The organism is Pseudomonas sp. SMV7, from assembly GCF_052041995.1.
In the GTDB taxonomy this organism is placed as follows: Bacteria; Pseudomonadota; Gammaproteobacteria; order Pseudomonadales; family Pseudomonadaceae; genus Aquipseudomonas.
Window position 1 is genome coordinate 194,651 of sequence record NZ_JBKGGT010000002.1, and the last position, 19,607, is coordinate 214,257.

The following is a 19,607-nucleotide window of genomic DNA, read 5'->3' on the forward strand; positions in this document are numbered from 1 at the left end:
AAACCTTCGCGGCTGGGTGCAGTCACTTGTGGTATCGACAAGGCAACCTAGGGGCAGATTCATGGCAAGGGCAATCTGGAAAGGCGCCATCAGCTTTGGCCTCGTGCACATCCCTGTGGCCCTGAATACCGCAGTGCGCACCGAGCGCGTGGACTTCGACTGGCTCGACAAGCGCAGCATGGAACCGGTGGGCTACAAGCGGGTGAACAAGGTCACCGGCAAGGAAATCGACAAGGAAAACATCGTCAAAGGGGTGGAGTACGAAAAGGGCCGCTATGTCGTGATCAGCGAGGAAGAGATCCGCAAGGCCCGCCCCGAGGCGACGCAGACCATCGATATCTTTTCCTTCGTCGACGCCGGCGATATCCCCCTGCAGCATTTCGACACGCCTTACTACCTCAGCCCCGACCGGCGTGGCGGCAAGGTCTACGCATTGCTGCGTGAAACCTTGGCCAGCACCGGCAAGGTGGCGTTGGCCACGGTGGTGTTGCATACCCGCCAGCACCTGGCCTTGCTGCGGCCGCTGGACGAGGCGCTGGTGATGATTACCCTGCGCTGGCCGGAAGAGGTGCGTGGGCTGGACACGCTGGAGCTGGACAGCAGCGTCACCGAGGCCAAGGTGGACAAGCGCGAGCTGGACATGGCCAAACGGTTGGTCGAGGACATGACCGGTGCCTGGTCGCCGGATGAGTACCATGACGCCTTCCGCCAGACCATCCTCGACCTTGTGGAAGAAAAGGCCAGCAAAGGCAAGATCGAAACGGTGGAGACAGGCGAGGCAACCGGCACGGAAAAAGGTGCCGATATCATCGACCTTACCGAGCTGCTCAAGCGCAGCCTGGGCGGCAAGGGCGGGGCGGCCGGCAAGAAAAAGCCGGCGGCAGAGAAGAAGCCCGCCAAGCGCACGCGCAAGGCCTCCTGACTGGCGTCAAGCTCAGCTGCCGGGCCCGCGCGTTACTGGCCCAGCAGCTTGCGCATCCGCGCGGTGATCGACTGACGCACCTTGCCCATGTCCGCCCAGGGGTCGTCGACTTCCGCCAGGCGCTCGCGCAGGTTGTTGATGTTCCATTGGTTGGCGCCCTTCAGCTGGGCCAGCTCTTCCCGCCAGATCGGTACCGACACCGGCAACCCTTCGCGCGCCCGTAACGAGTAGGCGCAGGCAGTAGTGGCGCCCTTGCCGTTGCGCAGGTAGTCGATGAAGATGCGCCCGACGCGGTTCTTCGGCCCGGACACGGCGCTCAGGCGCTCGGGGAACAGCTTGGCGAGGTAATTGACGATCGCGTGGCTGAAGTCCTTCACTTCGTCCCAGCTGGCCTTGCGGGTCAGCGGCACGACTACATGGATGCCCTTGCCGCCGCTGGTCTTCAGGAACACCTTGAGGCCCAGCTCGTCGAGCAGGGTCAAGGTCAGCTGGGTGGCCTCCAGCATGGCTTTCCAGGGCAGGGCAGGGTCCGGGTCGAGGTCGAGGACGAAGCGGTCGGGCTTGTCGAAGTCCTTGTCGGTGCCGTTCCAGGTGTGCAGCTCGAGCATGTTCATCTGCACGGCGCCCAGCAGGGTGTCGGGGCGGTTGATGATCATCGCGGCCTGGCCGGCTTCGGCTTTGTCATAGCTGAGCACGTTGGGAATATGTAGCTGGCCGGCGTTTTTCTGGAAGAACAACTCGCCCGCCAGCCCGTCAGGGGCGCGTACCAGGGCCACCGGGCGGTCCTTGAGCTGCGGCAGGATCCACTGGCTGACCTCGGCGTAATACTCCGCCACGTCGCGCTTGGTGACGCCGCTGCTGGCGTCGATGACACGCTCGGGGTGGGTCAGGCGCAGGTCACCGAACTGCTCCGGGGCCTTGTCGGGCTTGGTTTTGGTTTTGGTTTTGGCTTTGGGCAGGGTGTTGCCGGGCATGGCGCGCTCCAGGTCGATGGCAGTGGCCGGTTTGTCGTCACGCAGGCCGTGGAATACCGAATGACGCACGATCCCTTCGCGGGTCATCTGCGCGTAGGCCACTTCGGCCAGCAGGTGCGGCTTCAGCCAGTGCACGCCCCGGGCCTCGGCCCCGGTAGGCGGCCTGGGCAGGGCGGGCTTGGCGATTTCGAGCGGTTTGAGCCGCGCATGGATGCTGTCCAGCGTCGTGGCGCTGAAGCCGGTGCCGACCTTGCCGGCGTAACGCAACTCACCGCTGTCGTTGTCATGCAGTGCCAGCAGCAGGGCACCGAAGCCATTGCGGCTACCTTTCGGCTCGGTATAGCCGACGATCACGAACTCCTGGCGCTTCTTGCACTTGAGCTTGACCCAGTCGGCACTGCGCCGCCCGACGTAGGTGCTGTCCACGCGCTTGCCGATCAGCCCCTCCAGGTCCAGGCGGCAGGCACTGTCCAGCAGTGACTCCACTGGCTGGTCGAAATCGGCTGAGAACAGCAGATTGTCCGACTGATTGGCTTCAAGCAGCTGGCGCAGCGTTTCGCGGCGGTCCTGCAGCGGCACCTGGCGCAGGTCACGGCCGCCGAGAAACGGCAGGTCGAACAGGTAATAGGTGATCTGTTCGTCGTGGGCGGTATCGAACGCGTTCTGCAGCGCCTGGAAGTCCGCCACGCCCTGCGCGTTGTTCACCACCATCTCGCCATCCAGCCAGGCCGAGTCGACCCCAAGCTGACGCAGGGCAGCCACCTGGCGCGGCATTTTCGCGCTCCAGTCATGGCCGTTGCGGGTAAACAGGCGAATGTCATCACCGTCGATGCGCGCCAGGATGCGGTAGCCGTCGAACTTCACTTCGTAGCGCCAGTCGCCTGCCGGTGGCGAGTCGACCAGCGTGGCCAGCTGCGGTTGCAACAGGTCTGGCAACGGCGCAGCTTTACCACTGGCCGCGCGTTTGCCGGCTGCCGGCTTGGCCTTGGCCGGCTTGCCGCTGCTGCGCTTGGGCAGCAGGGTACGGTCGCTGAGCACGCTGTCCGGCTGCGCGTCGACGATACTGTATTCGCTTTCGCTGCGCGCCTGGCTGTCATGGGACTTGACCAGCATCCACTGCTCTTTCTTGCCAGCCAGGTGGGTGCGGAACAGGTTCCACACGCCGCTGAGCTTTTCGCCCTGCAGGCGGAAACGCAGCTTGCCTTTGGCGTAGGCCTCGCGGGCGTCACCCTCCGGCTCCCAGATGCCGCGATCCCAGACGATCACGTCGCCGGCACCATAATGCCCTTCGGGGATGTGCCCTTCGAAATCGGCGTAGTCCAGCGGGTGGTCTTCGACGTGCACGGCCAGGCGGCGCACCTTGGGGTCGAGCGATGGGCCTTTGGGAATGGCCCAGCTTTTCAGCGTGCCGTCCAGTTCCAGGCGGAAATCGTAATGCAGGTGGCTGGCATCGTGCTTCTGGATGCAGAACTGCAGGGCATGGGCGCGCCGGGCGCGCTTGTGCTTGCCACTGGGTTCGGGGGTGGCGTTGAAATCGCGCTTGCGCGCGTATTCCTCGAGGGGCTTGGCCATGGCAGGCTCCGGGGCGATTCGCTGTCTTATCGTTGGGAGGCAGCCAGGGCCGGGGGAGTTCAAAAAAGCCGCTGCAGGTTGGCAAGAAACTCTGAATCTTCCGGCGCTTGGCATAGTCGACCATGAGTAAGCCAACCGAGGGAGACAACCATGTCCAGACCTGATGACCCCAAACCCTACACGCCGACCGAGATCGACGATACCGAAGACCGCATGGGCAGCGTGCATGAACTGGACTTCAGTGATCGCCTTGACGACCGCGAAGGACGGGCGGGTGATGAGCGGCCGCCGCAGGAAGTCGCCCACGAGTTCCCGGGCCGCCGCGTTGCCGAAAGTGGCATGACCGGTGGCGAGACGCTGGGCGACAGTTTGCACGAAGACAACGTCAGCTACGACGACCTCAGCCCGGACACCCTGTTCGACGAGTCGGGCGCGCGTGACCCGCACGAACCTGGCCATGGCGGCCCGGCGGACAAGTCCCTGCGCCATGTGGACGCCGACGAGATCGGCGGCGGCATCGGTCTCGATGAAGCCGAGCTGGCCCGCTCCGCGCCGCTGGATGGCGAACCGTGGACGGACGATGTGATCGACCAGGACGAGGAGGGCAAACCATGAACGAATTACGCTGTGCCTGCCAGGAATGTACCTGTACCGTCGATGCCGCGCCCCTGGATGGCAAGGCTTACTGCTGTGAAGCCTGTGCTACCGGGCATCGCAACGGCGAACCGTGCCGCATGCCGGGCTGCAACTGCGCCCAGGTAGCGCAGCCAAAAGAAAGCAATGTCGACAATGCACTGGATGAAACCTTCCCGGCGAGCGATCCGATTTCGCCGTGATGAGTACAGTTGCAAGGGACCGCTTTGCGCGCCTTCGCGGGTGCGCCCGCGAAGGGCTGCACGGCAGCCCCGTGAGTGGCTTCAATGGGTCTGCCAGATACCATTGCTGCGTTCGCAGTCCATTCGCGCCTGGCCCAGGCTCGGCGTGTCGTAGTAGTAGGTCACCACCCGGGCATCCTTGGGCAGGGCCGGGCGGGTGGAAGGCTGCTCGTTCCCCGCAGCCTTGGGGTTGGCCAAGGCTTCCTGGGTCAGCGGGGCAATGCAGCTGCCCACGCTACCGTCGGCGCAGCGCGCGACTTTACGCTTCTCGGCACTGAGCATGTCCTTGCTCTGGTTGCTGCAGGACCAATTGATCGCTTCAGGCGGCATGTTGCCGTAGGTGTAGCAGGTGTGCTGCTCCACTGGCCGCACCGCTTCGCTGGAGGATCGGGTCATCACGTCGCAGGCTTCGGCCAGCACCTTGCCACTGACCAGGCTCAGCAGCAGCAGCAGTGTCACCCAGGCAATTCGCATGGTCACCTCCCGGCCTTGGGCCGTCGTCGATATTCAAGCCGTTTTTTCGCGCCGGCGCATGGCCTTGGCGCGCTTTTCCAGTACCAGGTAGGTGATCACCGCCAGCACCAGCGGGATCAGGTAATACAGCGTGCGGTACGCCAGCAGGGCCGCGACCAGGCTGCCTTGGCCAAACTGGCCGTGCAGCAAGCCGAGGAAAACCGTTTCCAGCACGCCCAGCCCGGCCGGGATGTGCGCCACCACGCCCGCCACGCAACTGATCAGCAGCACGCCCAGAACCGCCGGGTAGAACGCTTGGTCAGGCAATAGCCAGTCGATCAGCAACGCCATCACTGCCCAGTTGCTGGCACCCAGCGCCACCTGGCATGACGCCAGGCGCAGGGAAGGCAAGGTCAGTTCATGGTCGCGCCATTGCCAGGTACGCTTCTTGGCCAGGCCGCAGGCCAGCAGGTAGGCGACGGTGATGGCCAGCAGTACGAAGCCGATCAGTTGCAGCCCGCCGGTGCCGACCGGCCAGCTGGACGGCAGCTCTACCAGGCGCAAGGCGAACACACCGCCAGCAAGCAGCATGTAGCCCATCCAGTTGGTCAGCAGGCCGAGGGTGAGGATGCGCGTGATGGTTGGCGTGTCCAGCCCCAGCCGGCTGTACAGCCGGTAGCGCAAGGCCACACCGCCGACCCAGGTGGTGAAGTTGAGGTTGAACGCATAACACACGAAAGCCACCGGCAGCACCTGCCGCGCGGGCAGGCTATGGCCGGTATAGGTGCGGGCCAGCAGGTCGTAGCTGGCGAAGATCAGGAAACTGCACAGCGCCATTGCCAGCCCGATCGCCAGGCTGCCAGGCTTGTAGGCGAGCAACGACTGCCGCACTTCGTTCCAGTCCAGGTTGCGCGCCAGGGTGAACAGCAGCACCGGGATGAGCACCAGGAACAGCAGGGTGAACAGGCGCTTTGCCCAGGTATGCCAACGCTTTCGCTCCATCAGGTATTGCCCTCGTGCAGGTTGCCTTGCGTCTCGACTTCCGGCTGCAACGACTTCAGGCGCTTGCGGTGCGCAGGCAACCAGCCGGCAATGCGCGGGAACTGGCGGATTACGTGGAAGCACAGGAATATCAGCGGTGCCCGCCACCAGTAGCCGCGCACCATGCGCTCGAGCGTCACGGGCTTGCATTGCTGGCTGGCCAGCGCGGTCAGGTGCTGGTGCAGTCGCTCGGTGAAGCGGCGGTCGCGAATGAACAGGTTGGCTTCAAGGTTGAAGGCCAGGCTCAATGGGTCGAGGTTGCTCGAGCCGACCGTCGCCCACTCATCGTCGACCAGGGCAACCTTGCCGTGCAGGGGCCGTTCGCAGTACTCATGAATGCGCACACCGTCGCGCAGCAAGTAGTTGTACAGCAGCCGGGAAAGCGCCCGGACCCAGCGCATGTCCGGCTGGCCCTGCAGGATCAGGGTCACCTCGACACCGCGCCGGGCGGCGTTGCGCAGCTCGCGCAACAGCCGATAACCGGGGAAGAAGTAGGCATTGGCCACCACCACGCGTTTGCGGGCATTGCGCAAGGCTTCCAGGTAATACGCTTCGATGGCGGTGCTGCGTTGCCCGTTGTCACGCTCGACCAGCACGGCCGTGATATCGCCAGTCGGCGCGGTGACCGGGCGTACCTCGCTGGGCGGTTCGAGCACCGGCGACATCAGGCGACGGCTGACGGCATGCACCTGCGCCACCACCGGGCCGGTGACTTCCACGGCATAGTCCTGCTTGGCCATGGGCCCGAAATCGCCCAGATGGTCTGCGCTGTAGTTGATACCGCCGATAAACGCCCGTTCGCCGTCGATGACCACGATCTTGCGGTGCAGCCGCCGGAACAGGTTGGTGCGCATGCCCGCCAGGCGTGGCTGGGGGTCGAACAGGTGAAAGCTGACCCCGGCATCGGTCATCGCCGCAATGAAGCTGGCCGGCAGGTCTGCGGTACCGTATCCGTCGGCGACCACCTCCACCCGCACGCCGCGGCGTGCCGCCTCGATCAGCACCCGTTGCAGCTGTTGGCCGACCTTGTCGTCGAAGATGATGAAGGTTTCCAGCAGGACCTCCTCGCGCGCCTGGCCGATGGCCTCGAATACGCGGGGGTAGAATGCCTCGCCATTGATCAACAGCTCGACGCTGTTGCCATCCACCCAGGGTCGTTTCACAGCGTGATCTCCGCAGCCAAAGGGGCGTGATCGGACAGGTGCGACCACGGGTAGCTGGACAGCACCTGCGCCTTGCTGGGCATGGCATTGCGCAGGTAGATGCGGTCCAGCCGCAACAGCGGCATGCGCGCAGGGAAACTGCGGGCGGGGGTACCGAACCGCTCGCCAAAGGCTTCGACCAGGCGCTGCGAAAGCACCGCATCGGCCTTGAGCCGCCAGTCATTGAAATCACCGGCAATGATCACCGGCGCGCGCGCCGGCAAACGGTCGAGCAACTCGAGCAGCAGCTTCACCTGGCTTTGCCGATGGGCTTCGCGCAAGCCAAGGTGCACGCACACGGCATGTACCTGCTCATGGCCGGGCACCTCCAGTTGACAGTGCAACAGGCCGCGCTGTTCGTTGCCGTGGACAGAAACGTCCAGGTTGTCGAACCGGGTGATGGGGAACTTCGACAGCAAGGCATTGCCATGGTCGCCGTGGGGATACACGGCGTTGCGCCCGTAGGCGAACTGCGGCCACATGCTGTCGGCCAGGAACTCGTACTGTGGTGTGTCCGGCCAGGCCGGGTGGCGCACGGCATGCTGCTGGTGGCTGCCATGCACTTCCTGCAGGAACACCAGGTCGGCGCCGGTGGCGCGGACGGCCTCGCGCAGTTCCGGCAGGATGAAACGCCGGTTGAAGAAGGTGAACCCCTTGTGCACGTTGAGGGTGAGCACGTTCAGCCGGTGCACGGCGGTGATCTTGTCGATGATGCAACGGGGCGTGGGCAAGGTCTTGTTCACAGGTCCACCTCGGGTTCCACGCCGGGTTCGGTCATCAGGTGGTGATCCAGGTGCAGTTTTTCCAGCAGGCGCCGGGCGTCGTAGGGGGCATGGACTTTCTGGTCGTTGTCGAAGTAGCAATAGACGTCACGCGACCCGGCATCCGGTGGCGGGCCTGGCACGATCAGCTCGGCGTCGCTGGCCTGGCCGCCTTCGCTCCAGAGCTGGATGCGCTCCTTCCAGCGCCGCAGGGCCCGCGAGGTATAGCCGCTGCTGTACAACTCGACGTCGCCGTGCAGGCGCATGTAGACGAAGTCGGCCGTCACGTCTTCGACATAGGGCCATTTACCGGCGCTGTCGGCGACCACCAGGGCCACCTTGTGTTTGCGCAGCAGCTTGACGAAGGCTTCGCACAGGAAACTTTCATGGCGAATTTCCACTGCATGACGCAGGCGCTGATTGCCTTCGATGGCCGTGCCGCCGTTCCCTTGCAGGCGCTCGGCGCAACCCTCTGCACAGCGGCGCGCTGCGGCGCGGTCACGCGGCAGAAGCTGCAGAAACGCCTGGAACAGTGCCTCATCGAATTTCATGCTGGGCGGAAACTGCCACAGGAACGGCCCAAGCTTGTCCCCGAGCAGCAAAGGCCCGGAAGCGAAGAAATTGGCCATCGGCTGTTCGATGTTTTTCAGGCGCCGTATATGGGTGATGTAGCGGGGCGCCTTGACCGCGAAAACGAAATCATCAGGGGTGGCCTGGGCCCAGCTGCGGTAGCGCTCTGGTGTTTGCAGGCTATAGAACGATCCATTGATTTCGATGGTATTGACTGCCCGTGAAGCAAACGCCAGTTCGTCGTCCTGGGGCAAGCCCTTGGGATAGAAATCCTTGCGCCAGGGGCCGTAGCGCCATCCTGAAATGCCAATGCGCACTTCGCTCACGCTGCCTCCTAATTCCTTGTTGCACCGGTTCATCAATTGCGACCGGCGCAGCTGCGCGAGGGTTCAAGCAGGATTGATCGACGGTGCACCCTGCGCCGGATGGAACTTTGCCGCCCCTGGCGATTCCATCTTTTTAGCAGCCCGAGGGCTAGGAACGCTGCCCCAGCTGTGGTCACGGTGAGGAGCGATGCCATGAAATTCGACCGTTTCGCGCAATGGCTGGCGAACTGGACCGGCCGCCCGCTGAGTTTCGCCATTGCCCTGTTGCTGATAATGGGCTGGGCCCTGACCGGGCCGTTGTTCGATTACAACGACACCTGGCAGCTGGTCATCAACACGTCGACCACCATCGTCACGTTCCTGATGGTGTTCCTCATCCAGAACACGCAAAACCGCGACAACGACGAACTGCACATCAAGATTGACGAACTGCTGCGCACGACCAGACGCGCGCACAAGGCGCTGCTCGACCTGGAAGACATGGACCCGGCCGAACTGCATGCGCTGCGCAAGCAGTACCAACGCATGGGCGAGCGAGAAGAAAGCCGGGAGCGGCGACCTGACCCGCCCGCAGACTGACGGCCTGCCCATTTCACTGGAATGAATACCGCCAACCCCCGGAGGCAAGCATGCCCAGACACATCATTCACTTTACCGGCCCGATCAATTCCTCCACCTGCGGCAACCTCATCAGCACGTGCGCGAAGGCCCTGCAACAGGGCGCCGAGCTGTTGCAGCTGAACATCGCCACCATGGGCGGTGAATGCAGCTATGGCTTCACCTTGTACAATTTCCTGCGCGGGCTGCCGATCCCGCTGCACACGCACAACCTGGGAACCGTGGAGTCGATGGGCAACATCCTGTTCCTGGCCGGCGAACGCCGTACTGCCTGTGCCCATAGCAAGTTCCTGTTCCACCCGTTTCACTGGACACTGCACGGTTCGGTGGACCATTCGCGCATGGCCGAATATGCCATGAGCCTGGATTACGACCTGCGCCTGTATGCGCAGATTGTCGCCGAGCGTACCGAGGGTAGCAGCGAAGTGCTGGACGTGCCGCGCTACCTGATGGCCTATCCACGCATCCTGGGCCCGCGCGAGGCGCTGGAGAGCGGCATGATTCACGCTATCGATGAGCTGCCGATCGAGGCGGATGCCTGCCAGTGGAGCGTGCACGCCTGAGCCTGCCCGGGCTTGTGCCAGGCGCTAGCGAATGGAAGCGGCAGTCGCCTGGTCACAGGCCAGCAACGAGCGGATCAGCAGCTTGATGTCATCCTTGAGCGTCGGCACCCGGTCGATGTGGGCGAAGCAACAGTCGGCGATTTCGCGCTGGGCGGTGGGGTGCGGCGCGTCGGCGAATTCGGCTTCGAATACGTAATGCACGCGTTCTGGCGTTTCATGGCGCATCAACAGGATCAAGCTCTGTGCCTGCAGGCCGGTTTCCTCCAGCAGCTCGCGCTCGGCAGCCTGTAGCGGCGTTTCACCCGGTTCGACCTTGCCACCGGGCAGGGTCCATGCTGCCTTGGGCTTCCTGACCCATAGCCATTTATGGGCGTGCTTGGCGTGGCGGCAAATAACGGTTGCGCGAGCTTTGAGCGGTTTCATGCAAACTCCTGGTGACGCTCAGCCCCGGCAACTGGCGCCCTGAGCGGCGACCCACCGCGCTGACGTCGCGAGCGCGGTAGATACGGTTGCGTTTGTCGACCACGGTGAACAGTTCACCGGCCAGGTCGGCGGACTCTGCCGAGCCCAGGAACAGATACCCCCCCGGTCGCAAGGCGTAATGGAACATCTGCAGGATGTCCTCCTGGATCTCGCGGTCGAGGTAGATCAGCAGGTTACGGCAGACGATCAGGCCGATTTGCGAGAACGGCGGATCGGACAACAGGTTGTGCCGGGCGAACAGGACCTTCTCGCGAATTTCCTTGCGTACCCGGTAGTGCTGGTCTTCCTTGACGAAGAACTGGCGCAGTCGCGAAGGCGGTACGTCGGTGACGATCGCCTCCGGATAGGAACCGCCGCGGGCGACGCTGATCGCCCGCTCGTCCAGGTCGGTGGCAAATACCTGGACCTGGCTGTCGCGTTGCTCCACGGCCAGTTGCTCGCAGGCGAGCATGGCCAGGCTGTAGGCCTCTTCGCCGGTGGAACAACCTGCCGACCAGATACGTATTTCGCTCGCGCCCTCGGCGGGCTCCGGTTGGCTGACCAGCTGCGGCAGCACGTGGCGTTCCAGCGCCTCGAAGGCCTCGCGGTCGCGGAAGAAGTTGGTGACGCCGATCAGCATGTCGGCCAGCAGCGCAGTCGCCTCTTCGCGATGCTGTTCCAGATAGCGCAGGTAAGTGCCAAGGTCGGCTTGCCCGGTCACGTGCAGGCGGCGCTCGATACGCCGGAGCACGGTGGCGCGCTTGTAATGCTGGAAATCATGCCCGGTCACACTGCGCAACTGCAGGAGAATCTCCTCGAGCAACGGCTCGGACGCCTGCGGGTCGCCGGCCCGGGTGCCCAGCGCCGGCGGCAGGGTATCGTCATCGATCCGCGGCAGCTTTACCTGACAAGCGTTCTGCCATAGCTCCAGCAGTTTCTGTGGAATTTCCGCGGCCGGCAGGACGATATCGACCATACCGGTGTCGATGGCCGCCCGCGGCATGCTGTCGTACTGCGCGTCATCGGGCGCCTGGACCAGCGTGACGCCGCCTTGTTCCTTGATGCGCGACAGCCCGACCGCGCCATCGGCGCCGCTACCGGACAGCACCACGCAGAATGCATGGTCCTTGTGCACGTCCGCCAGGTCACGAAAGAACAGGTCGATGGCCACATGGTCACCGCGCCGCCGGTTGGCCGGCGTTACCCGCAGGTAACCGTCGTTGGTCGACAAGCGGTTGGCCGGCGATATCACGTACACATGGTTGCGCTCGATCGGCACCGGCTCGGTCACCTGGCGCACCGGCATGCTGGTGGTTTCCTGGAGGATGCGATCGGCCACGCTCTGGTGGTCGGGCGACAGGTGCAGGACGATGACGAATGCCATGCCGGAATCGGCCGGCATTTGCCGGAACAACGTGCACAAGGCCTCGAGGCCACCCGCCGAGGCGCCTATGCCGACCACGGGGAAGTCCAGATGGCTAGGGCTCAGGTTGGGATTTTGCGGCGAGGCGGGCTGGTTAGCAGTCGACTTCATGGCGGTGCCTTGTACAGACCTGACAGACGGCCCATCGACGCATCGCCGGGCATGTGAAATGCCATTATAGGCAGGCTGGCGCGGCAATCGCGAGGGGTTGGACAGAGAGCCAAAAGGCAGTGCGCCAATTTGCGACCTGGCAGTCATTTGGCGCCACTCGTCCACAAACCACGCATTGGAATGAGCGCCCGGCGCCGCCTGGGTTCGGAGTAAGGGCACGGTATACGACCGTGACTACCATTCCAACCGCAAGGAGAAACGACATGGCTCGCGATCAAGATCAAACCAGCCAACGTGGCGGCACCAAGGAAACCAACCCGGGCAATTTCGCCAACGACCGCGAAAAAGCGTCCCGCGCCGGGCAGAAAGGTGGCCAGGCCTCCGGCGGCAATTTCGCCAACGACCGCGAACGCGCCTCGGAAGCAGGCCGCAAAGGTGGCCAGAACAGCCACGGCGGCGGCCGCAACCAGTAACGCAGCGGCTGGCAACGGCAGCGGTGGCCCGGCGCACATAACGCCGGGCCACCTTTCTTGCGAAACGTTTCACAATCTTTTTGAATCTTCGCGGCGCGCTCGACTCAACACGAAGTCATCCATGGAAAAGAGGAGGGCCACGCGATGCCTAATCCGCAGTTGTACATCATCGACTACCGGTTACACGGCAAGCCGCGCAGCTTCATCATCCGCCTGGAACGCATGGACAATGCCGAAGCCTGGCATTGGGCCAGCTGCGACGCCGGTATCGGCATCATCCCCAAGTTCGGCCGCGAAAAGATCCGCAAGGTAAGCAAGCCGATGGCCGAGCGCTATGGGGTGACCGAGGTGAGCTGGCGCGCCTCCGGCAGCAAGCCTGGCCAGTCGCTGGAAGACCCTGTCACCACCGCCTGAAACCGGCTCGCCGATACACTGACCCTTCAAGCCCCGGACTCGGGATCGCTGGCAGGTACCCCAGGCCGGTTCTGTTCATCATCCGTCAGATTGGGGTCGGTATCGGGATCGTCCACTTTGTCATTGCGCCCGTCCGGCTCCAGTTCCGGCCAGTCATCCTGCACATTCCCGCCGCCCAGCCACTGCTTGTCGTTCATGCCCTTGGCCTCCATTGCAGTAAAAAAGGCCCGCCAGGCCGGCGGGCCAACACAGGAGTGAGAGGCGAAGCCATTGACCACCCCTCATGTCATCAGAACACGATGACGCGGGGGACGATCGTTCGCGTCCAGGCAGATGCCGACCAGTGGCAGCGCTCATGCTGCCGGTTGTTTCAACACCAGGGTCAGAATGTCGTAGCTCGCCACCAGCTCACCCAGCTGGTTGGTCACCTCCACGTCCCACGCCACCACGCCTAGTGGTTGCCCCAGCGGGCTGGTCTTGCCCTGGTCGATCTTGCGCTTGCAGGTCAGGCGCGCCTGGATGGTATCGCCGATGCCCACCGGGTTGATGAAGCGCAGGGTATCCAGGCCGTAGTTGGCCAATACCGGCCCTGCACCCGGGGACACGAACAGCCCGGCAGCCGCCGACAACACGAAGTAACCATGGGCGATACGCTTGCCGAACTGCGATTCCCGCGCGGCGATCTCGTCGAAATGCATGTAGAAGTGGTCGCCCGACAGGCAGCCGAAGTTGACCAGGTCGGCTTCGGTCACGGTGCGGCGGTGGGTGAGCAGCGATTCGCCGATGCGCAGCTGCTCGAAGTAACGGCGGAACGGGTGCACTTCGCTTTCGATCACTGCGCCACCGCGCACGTACTCGCCGGTAACTGCCGTGAGCATGCTCGGCGAACCCTGCACCGCCGCCCGCTGCAGGTAATGCTTGACCGCACGCAGGCCGCCCAGCTCCTCACCGCCACCGGCACGGCCCGGGCCACCGTGCTTGAGTTGCGGCAGTGGCGAGCCGTGGCCGGTGGACTCCTTGGCCGCTTCGCGGTCGAGCACCAGCAGGCGGCCATGCCAGGCAGCGGCAACCGGAATGGCCTTGGCGGCAACGCCACGGTCGGCGGTGACCAGGGTGGCCACCAGGCTGCCTTTGCCATGGGCGGCCAGCACCAGGGCTTCGTCGAGGTCGTCATAGGCCATCAGCGTGCTGACCGGGCCGAACGCTTCGATATCGTGGGCGCCGCCCTCGGCATGCGGGTCGCGCGCCTGCAGCAGGGTCGGGGCGAAGAACGCCCCTTCGGCCACGCCTTCGCCGCGCGGCGCAAAGCCGTCACTGGCACCGAACAGCTGGTCGCAACTGTGCAACAGGCTGCGCACGCGCTCGGCCACGTCGTGCTGCTGGTCATGGGAGGCCAGGGCGCCCATGCGCACACCTTCCAGCGAAGGGTCGCCGACCACCACCTTGGCAAGCCGCTCGCGCAGGCGCGTGGCAACGGCATCGAGGTGCTTGGCCGGAACGATGGCGCGGCGGATGGCGGTGCACTTCTGCCCAGCCTTGGTGGTCATTTCGCGCACCACTTCCTTGATGTACAGCTCGAATTCCTCGCTGTCCGGGGTCACGTCCGGGCCGAGAATGGCGCAGTTCAGCGAGTCGGCTTCAGCGGTGAATGGCACCGAATTGCGCACCAGGTTCGGCGTGACACGCAGCTTGGCGGCGGTGTCGGCAGAGCCGGTGAAGGTCACCACATCCTGGCCCTGCAGGCGGTCGAGCAGGTCGCCGGTACTGCCGATCACCAGTTGCAGGCTGCCTTCCGGCAGCAGGCCGGAGGCGTGCATCAGGCGCACCACGGCCTCGGTCAGGTAGCTGGTCGAGGTCGCCGGCTTGACGATGCACGGCATGCCCGCCAGGAAGGTCGGGGCGAACTTCTCCAGCATGCCCCAGATGGGGAAGTTGAAGGCGTTGATGTGCACCGCCACGCCGGCGCGCGGCACCAGGATGTGGCTGCCGGCAAAGTGGCCTTGCTTGCCCAGCGGGATGGCCGGGCCTTCGTGGACCAGGTTGCCCGAGGGCAACTCGCGGCTGCCGAAGCCGGCATAGGAGAACAGCGTGGCATTGCCACCTTCGATGTCGATCCAGCTGTCGGCACGGGTGGCGCCGCTGTGGTGGGACAGGGCGTAGAGCTGCTCCTTGCGCTCGGCCAGGTACAGGGCCAGGGCTTTCAGGCGCGCGGCGCGTTGCTGGAAATCCATGGCCATCAGGCTGGCGAGGCCGCGGGCGCGGGCGAAATCCACGGCCTCGGCGAAGTCCGGGCGTTCCTCATGGCTATAGGCAAGCACGTGGCCGTCGAGGGCGCTGCGCAGGGCCTGGGCGCCGTGCTGGCCGAGCCAGCGGCCGGCGATGAAGCTTTGCAGGGTAGGGGCGGCAGACATGCTGTTCTCCATGCTGTTCAGAGGTAAGGGGCGCTGTTACCACAGCGCCAGGGTGTAGCCGATGATCAGGCGGTTCTCGTCCACGGCGTTGGTCAGGCCATTGCCGGAGCGGAAGGTGACGTTGCGCCAGCGCAGGCTGACGTCCTTGAACGGGCCGCTCTGGATGACGTAGGTGATGTCGGTGTCACGCTCGCGCTCACGGCCGTTGCTGAGCGTGGCGGTTTCGGCGTGGCGGCCGTCGGTGTAGCGGGTCATGAAGCTCAGGCCGGGTACGCCCATGGCGACGAAGTCGTAGTCGTAGCGCAGCTGCCAGGAGTCCAGCCCGGCGCGGGTGAAAGTGTTGTAGGTCACCAGGTTGACGGTGAACGGGTCGCCGCCGTTGACGAACGGGAACGCACTGTCACCGGACATCTGTTGCCAAGTGGCGGTGAACTTGTGGGCCCGCACGCCGAGGGTGAACATGGCGTTGAAGTTGCGGTTATCGATGGTGCCGGCACGTTCGGCGCCGTCTTCGCGACTATCGAAATAGCGCAGGTCGGTGCGCAGGCTCAGGCCTTCGCCCAGCGGGCGGGTATCGACCAGGCCGACGAACTGCTGGCGGTAGATGTCCTCGAGCTTGGCGTAGTAGTAGCTGACGCTGGTTTGAGCGGTGATGGCATAGCTGCCGCCGCCGAAGTCCAGGTGGTCGCTGCTGGCGGCGCCATAACCGATGTCATCGCGGCCCGAGGAATCACGCAGGTTGGCCTTGGTCAGGCGGCCGGCATTGAAGGTCAGGCCGGCCAGGTCCTGGCTGGTCAGCAGCCCGCCCTGGAAGGTGGAGGCCAGCAGGCGGGTATCGTTGTACACCACCACCGGCAGGATCGGTTGCAGGGTGCCCAGGCGCAGGGTGCTCTTGGCCAGCCGCAGCTTGCCGGTCAGGCCCAGTTCACTGTAGTTGTCGACCGGCTCATGGCTGTTCGGGCCAAAGGGCAGCAGGCCAGTGTTGCGGCGGTCGCGGCTGGAGTCGAGCTTGATACCCAGTTGCCCCATGGCATCGACGCCAACGCCGAGCGGGCCCTCGGTGAAGCCCGACTCCAGCTTGGCGGTGAAGCCCTGGCCCCATTCCTCGGCCTTGGCCTGCGTCGCGTTGCTCTGGCGGAAGTCGCGGTTGAGGTAGTGGTTGCGCAGCTCCAGCCGGGCGTGGCTGTCACCGACGAAGTCGGCCAGCGCCGGCAACGGCAGGGCGATGCTGGCCAGCCAGGCGGCTGACAGAAAGTGTGTCCGGTTCATTGTTGTTGTTCTAGCCGACATGGTTGTTCTTCCTTGCAGTCAGTGCTTGCTGGCGCCGGCAGCGCCGATTCCGGTCATGGAGCGGATGAACTGCGCCAGGTAGCGGCCACGTTCCTGGCTGGCGCGTTCGGAGCTGTCGGTGACCGAGAACACCCAGGCACCAAGGAACGCCAGGCTCATGGAGAACAACGCCGGGTTGCTGTAGGGGAACAGCGCGCTTTCGTGATGCAGCACGTTGACCCACACCGCCGGGCCCAGCACCACCAGCAGCACCGCCGAGAGCAGCCCGGCCATGCTGCCGCACACCGCGCCACGGGTGGTCAGGCCTTTCCAGAACATCGAGAGCAGCAGTACCGGGAAGTTGACCGAGGCGGCCACTGCCAGCACCAGGCCGGAGAGGAAGGCGATGTTCTGCGACTCGAACAGCAGGCCAAGAATCACCGCCAGCAGACCGATCAGCAGGGTGGCGAGGCGCGACACGCGCATTTCCTCCTGTTCGCTGGCCTGGCCCTGGCGCATCACGCAGGCATACAGGTCGTGAGATACGGCCGAGGCCCCCGACAACGCCAGGCCGGCGACCACGGCGAGAATGGTGGCGAAGGCCACGGCGGAGATGAAGCCGAGGAACAGGTTGCCACCCACTGCCTGGGCCAGGTGCACGGCGACCATGTTGCCACCGCCGACGATCGCGCCAGTGGCATCGCGGTAGGACGGTTCGGTGCCGACCATGACGATGGCGCCAAAGCCGATGACGATCAGCAGCAGGTAGAAATAGCCGATGAAGCCGGTGGCATAGAACACGCTCTTGCGCGCTTCCTTGGCGTCGCTGACGGTAAAGAAGCGCATCAGGATATGCGGCAGGCCGGCCGTGCCGAACATCATGCCCAGCCCCAGCGAAATGGCATCCACCGGGTTGGACAGCAAGCCGCCCGGGGCCATGATCGCCTGGCCCTTGGCATGCACGGCAACGGCACTGGCGAACATCGCCTCGGTGTTGAAGCCGAAGTGCCGGAGCACCATGAACGCCATGAAGCTGGTGCCGGACAGCAGCATCACGGCCTTGATGATCTGCACCCAGGTGGTAGCGAGCATGCCGCCAAAGGTGACGTAGGCGACCATCAGCACGCCGACCAGCATCACCGCATACAGGTAGCTGATGCCGAACAGCAGCTCGATCAGCTTGCCGGCGCCGACCATCTGCGCCACCAGGTACATCAGCGCCACCACCAGGGTGCCGAAGGCCGAGGTGAGGCGCACCGGGGTTTGCGCCAGGCGGTAGCTGACCACGTCGGCAAAGGTGTACTTGCCCAGGTTGCGCAGGCGCTCGGCGATCAGGAACAGGATGATCGGCCAGCCGGCGAGCACGCCCAGCGCGTACAGCAGGCCGTCGTAGCCGTTCAGGAACATCATCGCCGAAATGCCCAGGAACGAGGCGGCGCTGATCATGTCGCCGGCGATAGCCAGGCCGTTCTGCATGCCGCTCAGGCCTCCGCCGGCGGTGTAGAAATCACTGGCCGAGCGGGTGCGCAGGGCCGCCCAGCGGGTGACCAGCAGGGTGAAGCAGACGAACACCATGAACATCGAGATGGCTGTCCAGTTCATTGTGCGCACTCCTGCTTGACCTTGTCGTTGAGCGGGTCGAGCACGTTGTTGGCACGATGCACGTAGATGCCGGTCAGGGCGAAGGACAGCAGTACCATCAGCACACCCACCAGCATGCCGACGGTAGTCACGCCACCGCTGAGGGACTGGCCGAGGGTGCTGGGGGAAAATGCCACCAGCAGGACGAAGCCGTAGTAGGTCACCAGCATGGCCAGGGTCAGGCCGCCGTTGAGGCGGCGTGTGCGCCGGACCAGGTGCTGGAAGTCGGGGTGGTTGACGATGCTTTCGATGCGTTCGGGGGTCATGGGTTGCGATCTCTGGGTGTTGTAATTGTTTTTTGCGAGGTCACGCGGGTGTTGCGGTGTTGCTCGGGGCCTCTTCGCGGGCATGCCCGCTCCCACAGGTGCGGCGGTGTGCCTGAGGCTTGTGCTATTCCTGTGGGAGCGGGCGCGCCCGCGAAACAGGCGACGCGGTTTCAGAGCTGGTCGAAATCGAGGACCACCTTGTCGCTCACCGGGTAGCTCTGGCACGACAGCACATACCCGGCCGCTACTTCGTAGTCCTCCAGGGCATGGTTGCTGTCCATCTCCACCTCGCCTTCGATGACCCGGCACTTGCAGGTGGAGCACACCCCGGCCTTGCACGAATACGGCAGTTCGGCGCCGATGGCATTGCCGGCGTCCAGCACGTTGCGGGTATTGCGTGGCAGGTCGAAGGTGAGGGCGCGGCCATCGCTGATGACCGTGATCTGGCTGAGTGCCGAGTCCACCTGGCGCGCCGCTTCGCGGGCCTCGCGTCGGGCTTCGCTGCCGGCGGCGGCGAACAGCTCGAAGTGGATGCGGTGCCTGGCCATGCCGTTGGCCTCGAGGCTGTCGCGCACGGTCTCGGTCATCGCCTGCGGGCCACAGATGAACGCCGCATCCAGGCTGGCTACATCCAGCCAGCGCGAGAACAGCTGGCCGCACTTGTCGGCATCGATGCGGCCGTTGTACAAGTCGACATCCTGTTGTTCGCGGCTGAACACGAAAATCAGGTTAAGGCGCTCGAGGTAACGGTTCTTCAGGTCTTCAAGCTTGTCGCGGAACAGCGCCCCGGAGCTGGAGCGGTTGCCGTACAACAGGGTGAAGCGGCTGTGCGGTTCGCTGGCCAGGGTGGTGGCGATGATCGACAGGACCGGGGTAATGCCGCTGCCGGCGGCCACCGCCAGGTAGTTGCCGTGGCGGGCCGGGTCCAGCGGCACGAAGAAGCTGCCCGACGGCGCCATCACCTCCAGCTGCTGGCCGGCCTTGAGCACGTCATTGGCAAACGCCGAGAAGCGCCCGCCCGGCACGCGCTTGACCGCCACGCGCAGTTCGCCGTCCTGCACGGCGCTGCAGATCGAGTAGGAACGGCGGACTTCTTCGTTGTCCAGCTGGGTACGCAGGACCAGGTACTGGCCCTGGGTGAAGCGGAACGTCTCGCGCAGCTGCTCGGGCACGTCGAAGGCAATCGATACGGCATCGCGGGTCTCGTTGCGCACTTGCTTGATGGTCAGGCTGTGAAACGGGCTCATGGCGTTCTCCACG

The 19,607-nt window shown here is 64.5% G+C and carries 19 protein-coding genes and 2 pseudogenes; 7 read left to right on the forward strand and 14 right to left on the reverse strand.

The window, feature by feature from the left end; genetic code table 11:
- The first annotated feature begins 61 nt into the window (after positions 1–61).
- A complete protein-coding gene (gene ku, locus ACLEJP_RS03860; RefSeq protein WP_225777871.1) occupies positions 62–922 on the forward strand; it encodes a non-homologous end joining protein Ku in 861 nt (286 codons plus the stop codon).
- Positions 923–954: 32 nt separating this feature from the next.
- On the opposite strand, the gene ligD is transcribed toward ku, so the two are convergent.
- Positions 955–3,468 (reverse strand): DNA ligase D, encoded by a 2,514-nt coding sequence (gene ligD, locus ACLEJP_RS03865; RefSeq protein WP_440804603.1) that lies wholly within the window; start codon positions 3,466–3,468, stop codon positions 955–957.
- A gap of 150 nt (positions 3,469–3,618) precedes the next feature.
- Here ligD and ACLEJP_RS03870 point away from each other — a divergent pair, with 150 nt between their 5' ends.
- Together ACLEJP_RS03870 and ACLEJP_RS03875 are read left to right on the forward strand one after the other, a co-directional pair.
- Positions 3,619–4,083 (forward strand): phosphotransferase system, HPr-related protein, encoded by a 465-nt coding sequence (locus tag ACLEJP_RS03870; RefSeq protein ID WP_440804604.1) that lies wholly within the window; start codon positions 3,619–3,621, stop codon positions 4,081–4,083.
- Positions 4,080–4,304 (forward strand): metallothionein, encoded by a 225-nt coding sequence (locus tag ACLEJP_RS03875; RefSeq protein WP_289135391.1) that lies wholly within the window; start codon positions 4,080–4,082, stop codon positions 4,302–4,304. Before ACLEJP_RS03870 ends, ACLEJP_RS03875 begins: the two co-directional genes overlap by 4 nt.
- Positions 4,305–4,385: 81 nt before the next feature.
- Here the strand turns inward: ACLEJP_RS03875 and ACLEJP_RS03880 are convergent, their stop codons facing one another.
- From ACLEJP_RS03880 to ACLEJP_RS03900, 5 genes are read right to left on the reverse strand one after another with little or no spacing between them, the layout of a single operon-like run.
- Positions 4,386–4,817, reverse strand: a complete 432-nt coding sequence (locus tag ACLEJP_RS03880; RefSeq protein ID WP_440804605.1) for a hypothetical protein — start codon at positions 4,815–4,817, stop codon at positions 4,386–4,388.
- Positions 4,818–4,850: 33 nt separating this feature from the next.
- Positions 4,851–5,798, reverse strand: a complete 948-nt coding sequence (locus tag ACLEJP_RS03885) for a lysylphosphatidylglycerol synthase domain-containing protein (protein ID WP_440804606.1) — start codon at positions 5,796–5,798, stop codon at positions 4,851–4,853.
- The gene (gene clsB, locus ACLEJP_RS03890; RefSeq protein WP_440804607.1) at positions 5,798–7,000 is read right to left on the reverse strand and encodes a cardiolipin synthase ClsB; all 1,203 of its coding nucleotides are present in this window, start codon (positions 6,998–7,000) and stop codon (positions 5,798–5,800) included. Before clsB ends, ACLEJP_RS03885 begins: the two co-directional genes overlap by 1 nt.
- Positions 6,997–7,782, reverse strand: a complete 786-nt coding sequence (locus tag ACLEJP_RS03895) for an endonuclease/exonuclease/phosphatase family protein (protein ID WP_440804608.1) — start codon at positions 7,780–7,782, stop codon at positions 6,997–6,999. The genes clsB and ACLEJP_RS03895 overlap by 4 nt, the downstream gene beginning before the upstream one ends.
- On the reverse strand, positions 7,779–8,696 hold the full coding sequence (locus ACLEJP_RS03900) for a DUF72 domain-containing protein (RefSeq protein WP_440804609.1): 918 nt from the start codon (positions 8,694–8,696) through the stop codon (positions 7,779–7,781). The genes ACLEJP_RS03895 and ACLEJP_RS03900 overlap by 4 nt, the downstream gene beginning before the upstream one ends.
- A 192-nt stretch (positions 8,697–8,888) precedes the next feature.
- Between ACLEJP_RS03900 and ACLEJP_RS03905 the strand changes: the two genes are divergently transcribed.
- A complete protein-coding gene (locus ACLEJP_RS03905) occupies positions 8,889–9,275 on the forward strand; it encodes a low affinity iron permease family protein (protein ID WP_225777862.1) in 387 nt (128 codons plus the stop codon).
- Positions 9,276–9,325: 50 nt separating this feature from the next.
- Entirely contained in the window at positions 9,326–9,877 is a 552-nt protein-coding gene (locus tag ACLEJP_RS03910; RefSeq protein ID WP_289135373.1) for an ATP-dependent Clp protease proteolytic subunit, read from the forward strand.
- A gap of 24 nt (positions 9,878–9,901) precedes the next feature.
- Here ACLEJP_RS03910 and ACLEJP_RS03915 read toward each other — a convergent pair whose 3' ends face one another.
- Both ACLEJP_RS03915 and ACLEJP_RS03920 read right to left on the reverse strand, forming a co-directional pair.
- Complete coding sequence (locus ACLEJP_RS03915) at positions 9,902–10,300, reverse strand: NUDIX hydrolase (RefSeq protein ID WP_440804610.1); 399 nt, start codon at positions 10,298–10,300, stop codon at positions 9,902–9,904.
- Between the two features lie 16 nt (positions 10,301–10,316).
- Positions 10,317–11,873: pseudogene (locus tag ACLEJP_RS03920) on the reverse strand (CheR family methyltransferase); the annotation flags it as partial.
- Between the two features lie 263 nt (positions 11,874–12,136).
- On the opposite strand from ACLEJP_RS03920, the gene ACLEJP_RS03925 reads away from it, so the two are divergent.
- Both ACLEJP_RS03925 and ACLEJP_RS03930 read left to right on the forward strand, forming a co-directional pair.
- Entirely contained in the window at positions 12,137–12,346 is a 210-nt protein-coding gene (locus ACLEJP_RS03925; protein ID WP_114170448.1) for a general stress protein, read from the forward strand.
- Positions 12,347–12,490: 144 nt separating this feature from the next.
- Entirely contained in the window at positions 12,491–12,760 is a 270-nt protein-coding gene (locus tag ACLEJP_RS03930) for a DUF6555 family protein (RefSeq protein ID WP_186685914.1), read from the forward strand.
- 26 nt (positions 12,761–12,786) lie between these two features.
- Here ACLEJP_RS03930 and ACLEJP_RS03935 read toward each other — a convergent pair whose 3' ends face one another.
- The 6 genes and pseudogenes from ACLEJP_RS03935 to paaE form a co-directional block, all read right to left on the reverse strand.
- Positions 12,787–12,957 carry a hypothetical protein gene (locus tag ACLEJP_RS03935; protein WP_289135365.1) on the reverse strand — a complete coding sequence of 57 codons (171 nt, stop codon included), beginning with the start codon at positions 12,955–12,957 and terminating at the stop codon, positions 12,787–12,789.
- 156 nt (positions 12,958–13,113) lie between these two features.
- Positions 13,114–15,171 (reverse strand): phenylacetic acid degradation bifunctional protein PaaZ, encoded by a 2,058-nt coding sequence (gene paaZ / locus ACLEJP_RS03940; protein ID WP_440804611.1) that lies wholly within the window; start codon positions 15,169–15,171, stop codon positions 13,114–13,116.
- 36 nt (positions 15,172–15,207) lie between these two features.
- Complete coding sequence (locus tag ACLEJP_RS03945; protein WP_440804612.1) at positions 15,208–16,440, reverse strand: OprD family porin; 1,233 nt, start codon at positions 16,438–16,440, stop codon at positions 15,208–15,210.
- Positions 16,441–16,479: 39 nt separating this feature from the next.
- Positions 16,480–18,048 (reverse strand): annotated as a pseudogene (locus ACLEJP_RS03950) (cation acetate symporter); the annotation flags it as partial.
- Positions 18,039–18,347 carry a DUF485 domain-containing protein gene (locus ACLEJP_RS03955; RefSeq protein WP_440804613.1) on the reverse strand — a complete coding sequence of 103 codons (309 nt, stop codon included), beginning with the start codon at positions 18,345–18,347 and terminating at the stop codon, positions 18,039–18,041. The gene ACLEJP_RS03955 and the pseudogene ACLEJP_RS03950, both read right to left, overlap by 10 nt.
- Before the next feature lie 170 nt (positions 18,348–18,517).
- The gene (gene paaE, locus ACLEJP_RS03960; protein ID WP_440804614.1) at positions 18,518–19,594 is read right to left on the reverse strand and encodes a 1,2-phenylacetyl-CoA epoxidase subunit PaaE; all 1,077 of its coding nucleotides are present in this window, start codon (positions 19,592–19,594) and stop codon (positions 18,518–18,520) included.
- Positions 19,595–19,607 lie beyond the last annotated feature (13 nt).

What these genes read in the sequence shown, in the direction of transcription:
- ku (WP_225777871.1), top strand. Translation starts at nt 62, where the DNA reads ATGGCAAGGGCAATCTGGAAAGGCGCCATCAGCTTTGGCCTCGTGCAC.
- ligD (WP_440804603.1), bottom strand. Translation starts at nt 3,468, where the DNA reads ATGGCCAAGCCCCTCGAGGAATACGCGCGCAAGCGCGATTTCAACGCC.
- ACLEJP_RS03870 (WP_440804604.1), top strand. Translation starts at nt 3,619, where the DNA reads ATGTCCAGACCTGATGACCCCAAACCCTACACGCCGACCGAGATCGAC.
- ACLEJP_RS03875 (WP_289135391.1), top strand. Translation starts at nt 4,080, where the DNA reads ATGAACGAATTACGCTGTGCCTGCCAGGAATGTACCTGTACCGTCGAT.
- ACLEJP_RS03880 (WP_440804605.1), bottom strand. Translation starts at nt 4,817, where the DNA reads ATGCGAATTGCCTGGGTGACACTGCTGCTGCTGCTGAGCCTGGTCAGT.
- ACLEJP_RS03885 (WP_440804606.1), bottom strand. Translation starts at nt 5,798, where the DNA reads ATGGAGCGAAAGCGTTGGCATACCTGGGCAAAGCGCCTGTTCACCCTG.
- ACLEJP_RS03905 (WP_225777862.1), top strand. Translation starts at nt 8,889, where the DNA reads ATGAAATTCGACCGTTTCGCGCAATGGCTGGCGAACTGGACCGGCCGC.
- ACLEJP_RS03910 (WP_289135373.1), top strand. Translation starts at nt 9,326, where the DNA reads ATGCCCAGACACATCATTCACTTTACCGGCCCGATCAATTCCTCCACC.
- ACLEJP_RS03915 (WP_440804610.1), bottom strand. Translation starts at nt 10,300, where the DNA reads ATGAAACCGCTCAAAGCTCGCGCAACCGTTATTTGCCGCCACGCCAAG.
- ACLEJP_RS03925 (WP_114170448.1), top strand. Translation starts at nt 12,137, where the DNA reads ATGGCTCGCGATCAAGATCAAACCAGCCAACGTGGCGGCACCAAGGAA.
- ACLEJP_RS03930 (WP_186685914.1), top strand. Translation starts at nt 12,491, where the DNA reads ATGCCTAATCCGCAGTTGTACATCATCGACTACCGGTTACACGGCAAG.
- ACLEJP_RS03935 (WP_289135365.1), bottom strand. Translation starts at nt 12,957, where the DNA reads ATGAACGACAAGCAGTGGCTGGGCGGCGGGAATGTGCAGGATGACTGG.
- paaZ (WP_440804611.1), bottom strand. Translation starts at nt 15,171, where the DNA reads ATGTCTGCCGCCCCTACCCTGCAAAGCTTCATCGCCGGCCGCTGGCTC.
- ACLEJP_RS03945 (WP_440804612.1), bottom strand. Translation starts at nt 16,440, where the DNA reads ATGAACCGGACACACTTTCTGTCAGCCGCCTGGCTGGCCAGCATCGCC.
- ACLEJP_RS03955 (WP_440804613.1), bottom strand. Translation starts at nt 18,347, where the DNA reads ATGACCCCCGAACGCATCGAAAGCATCGTCAACCACCCCGACTTCCAG.
- paaE (WP_440804614.1), bottom strand. Translation starts at nt 19,594, where the DNA reads ATGAGCCCGTTTCACAGCCTGACCATCAAGCAAGTGCGCAACGAGACC.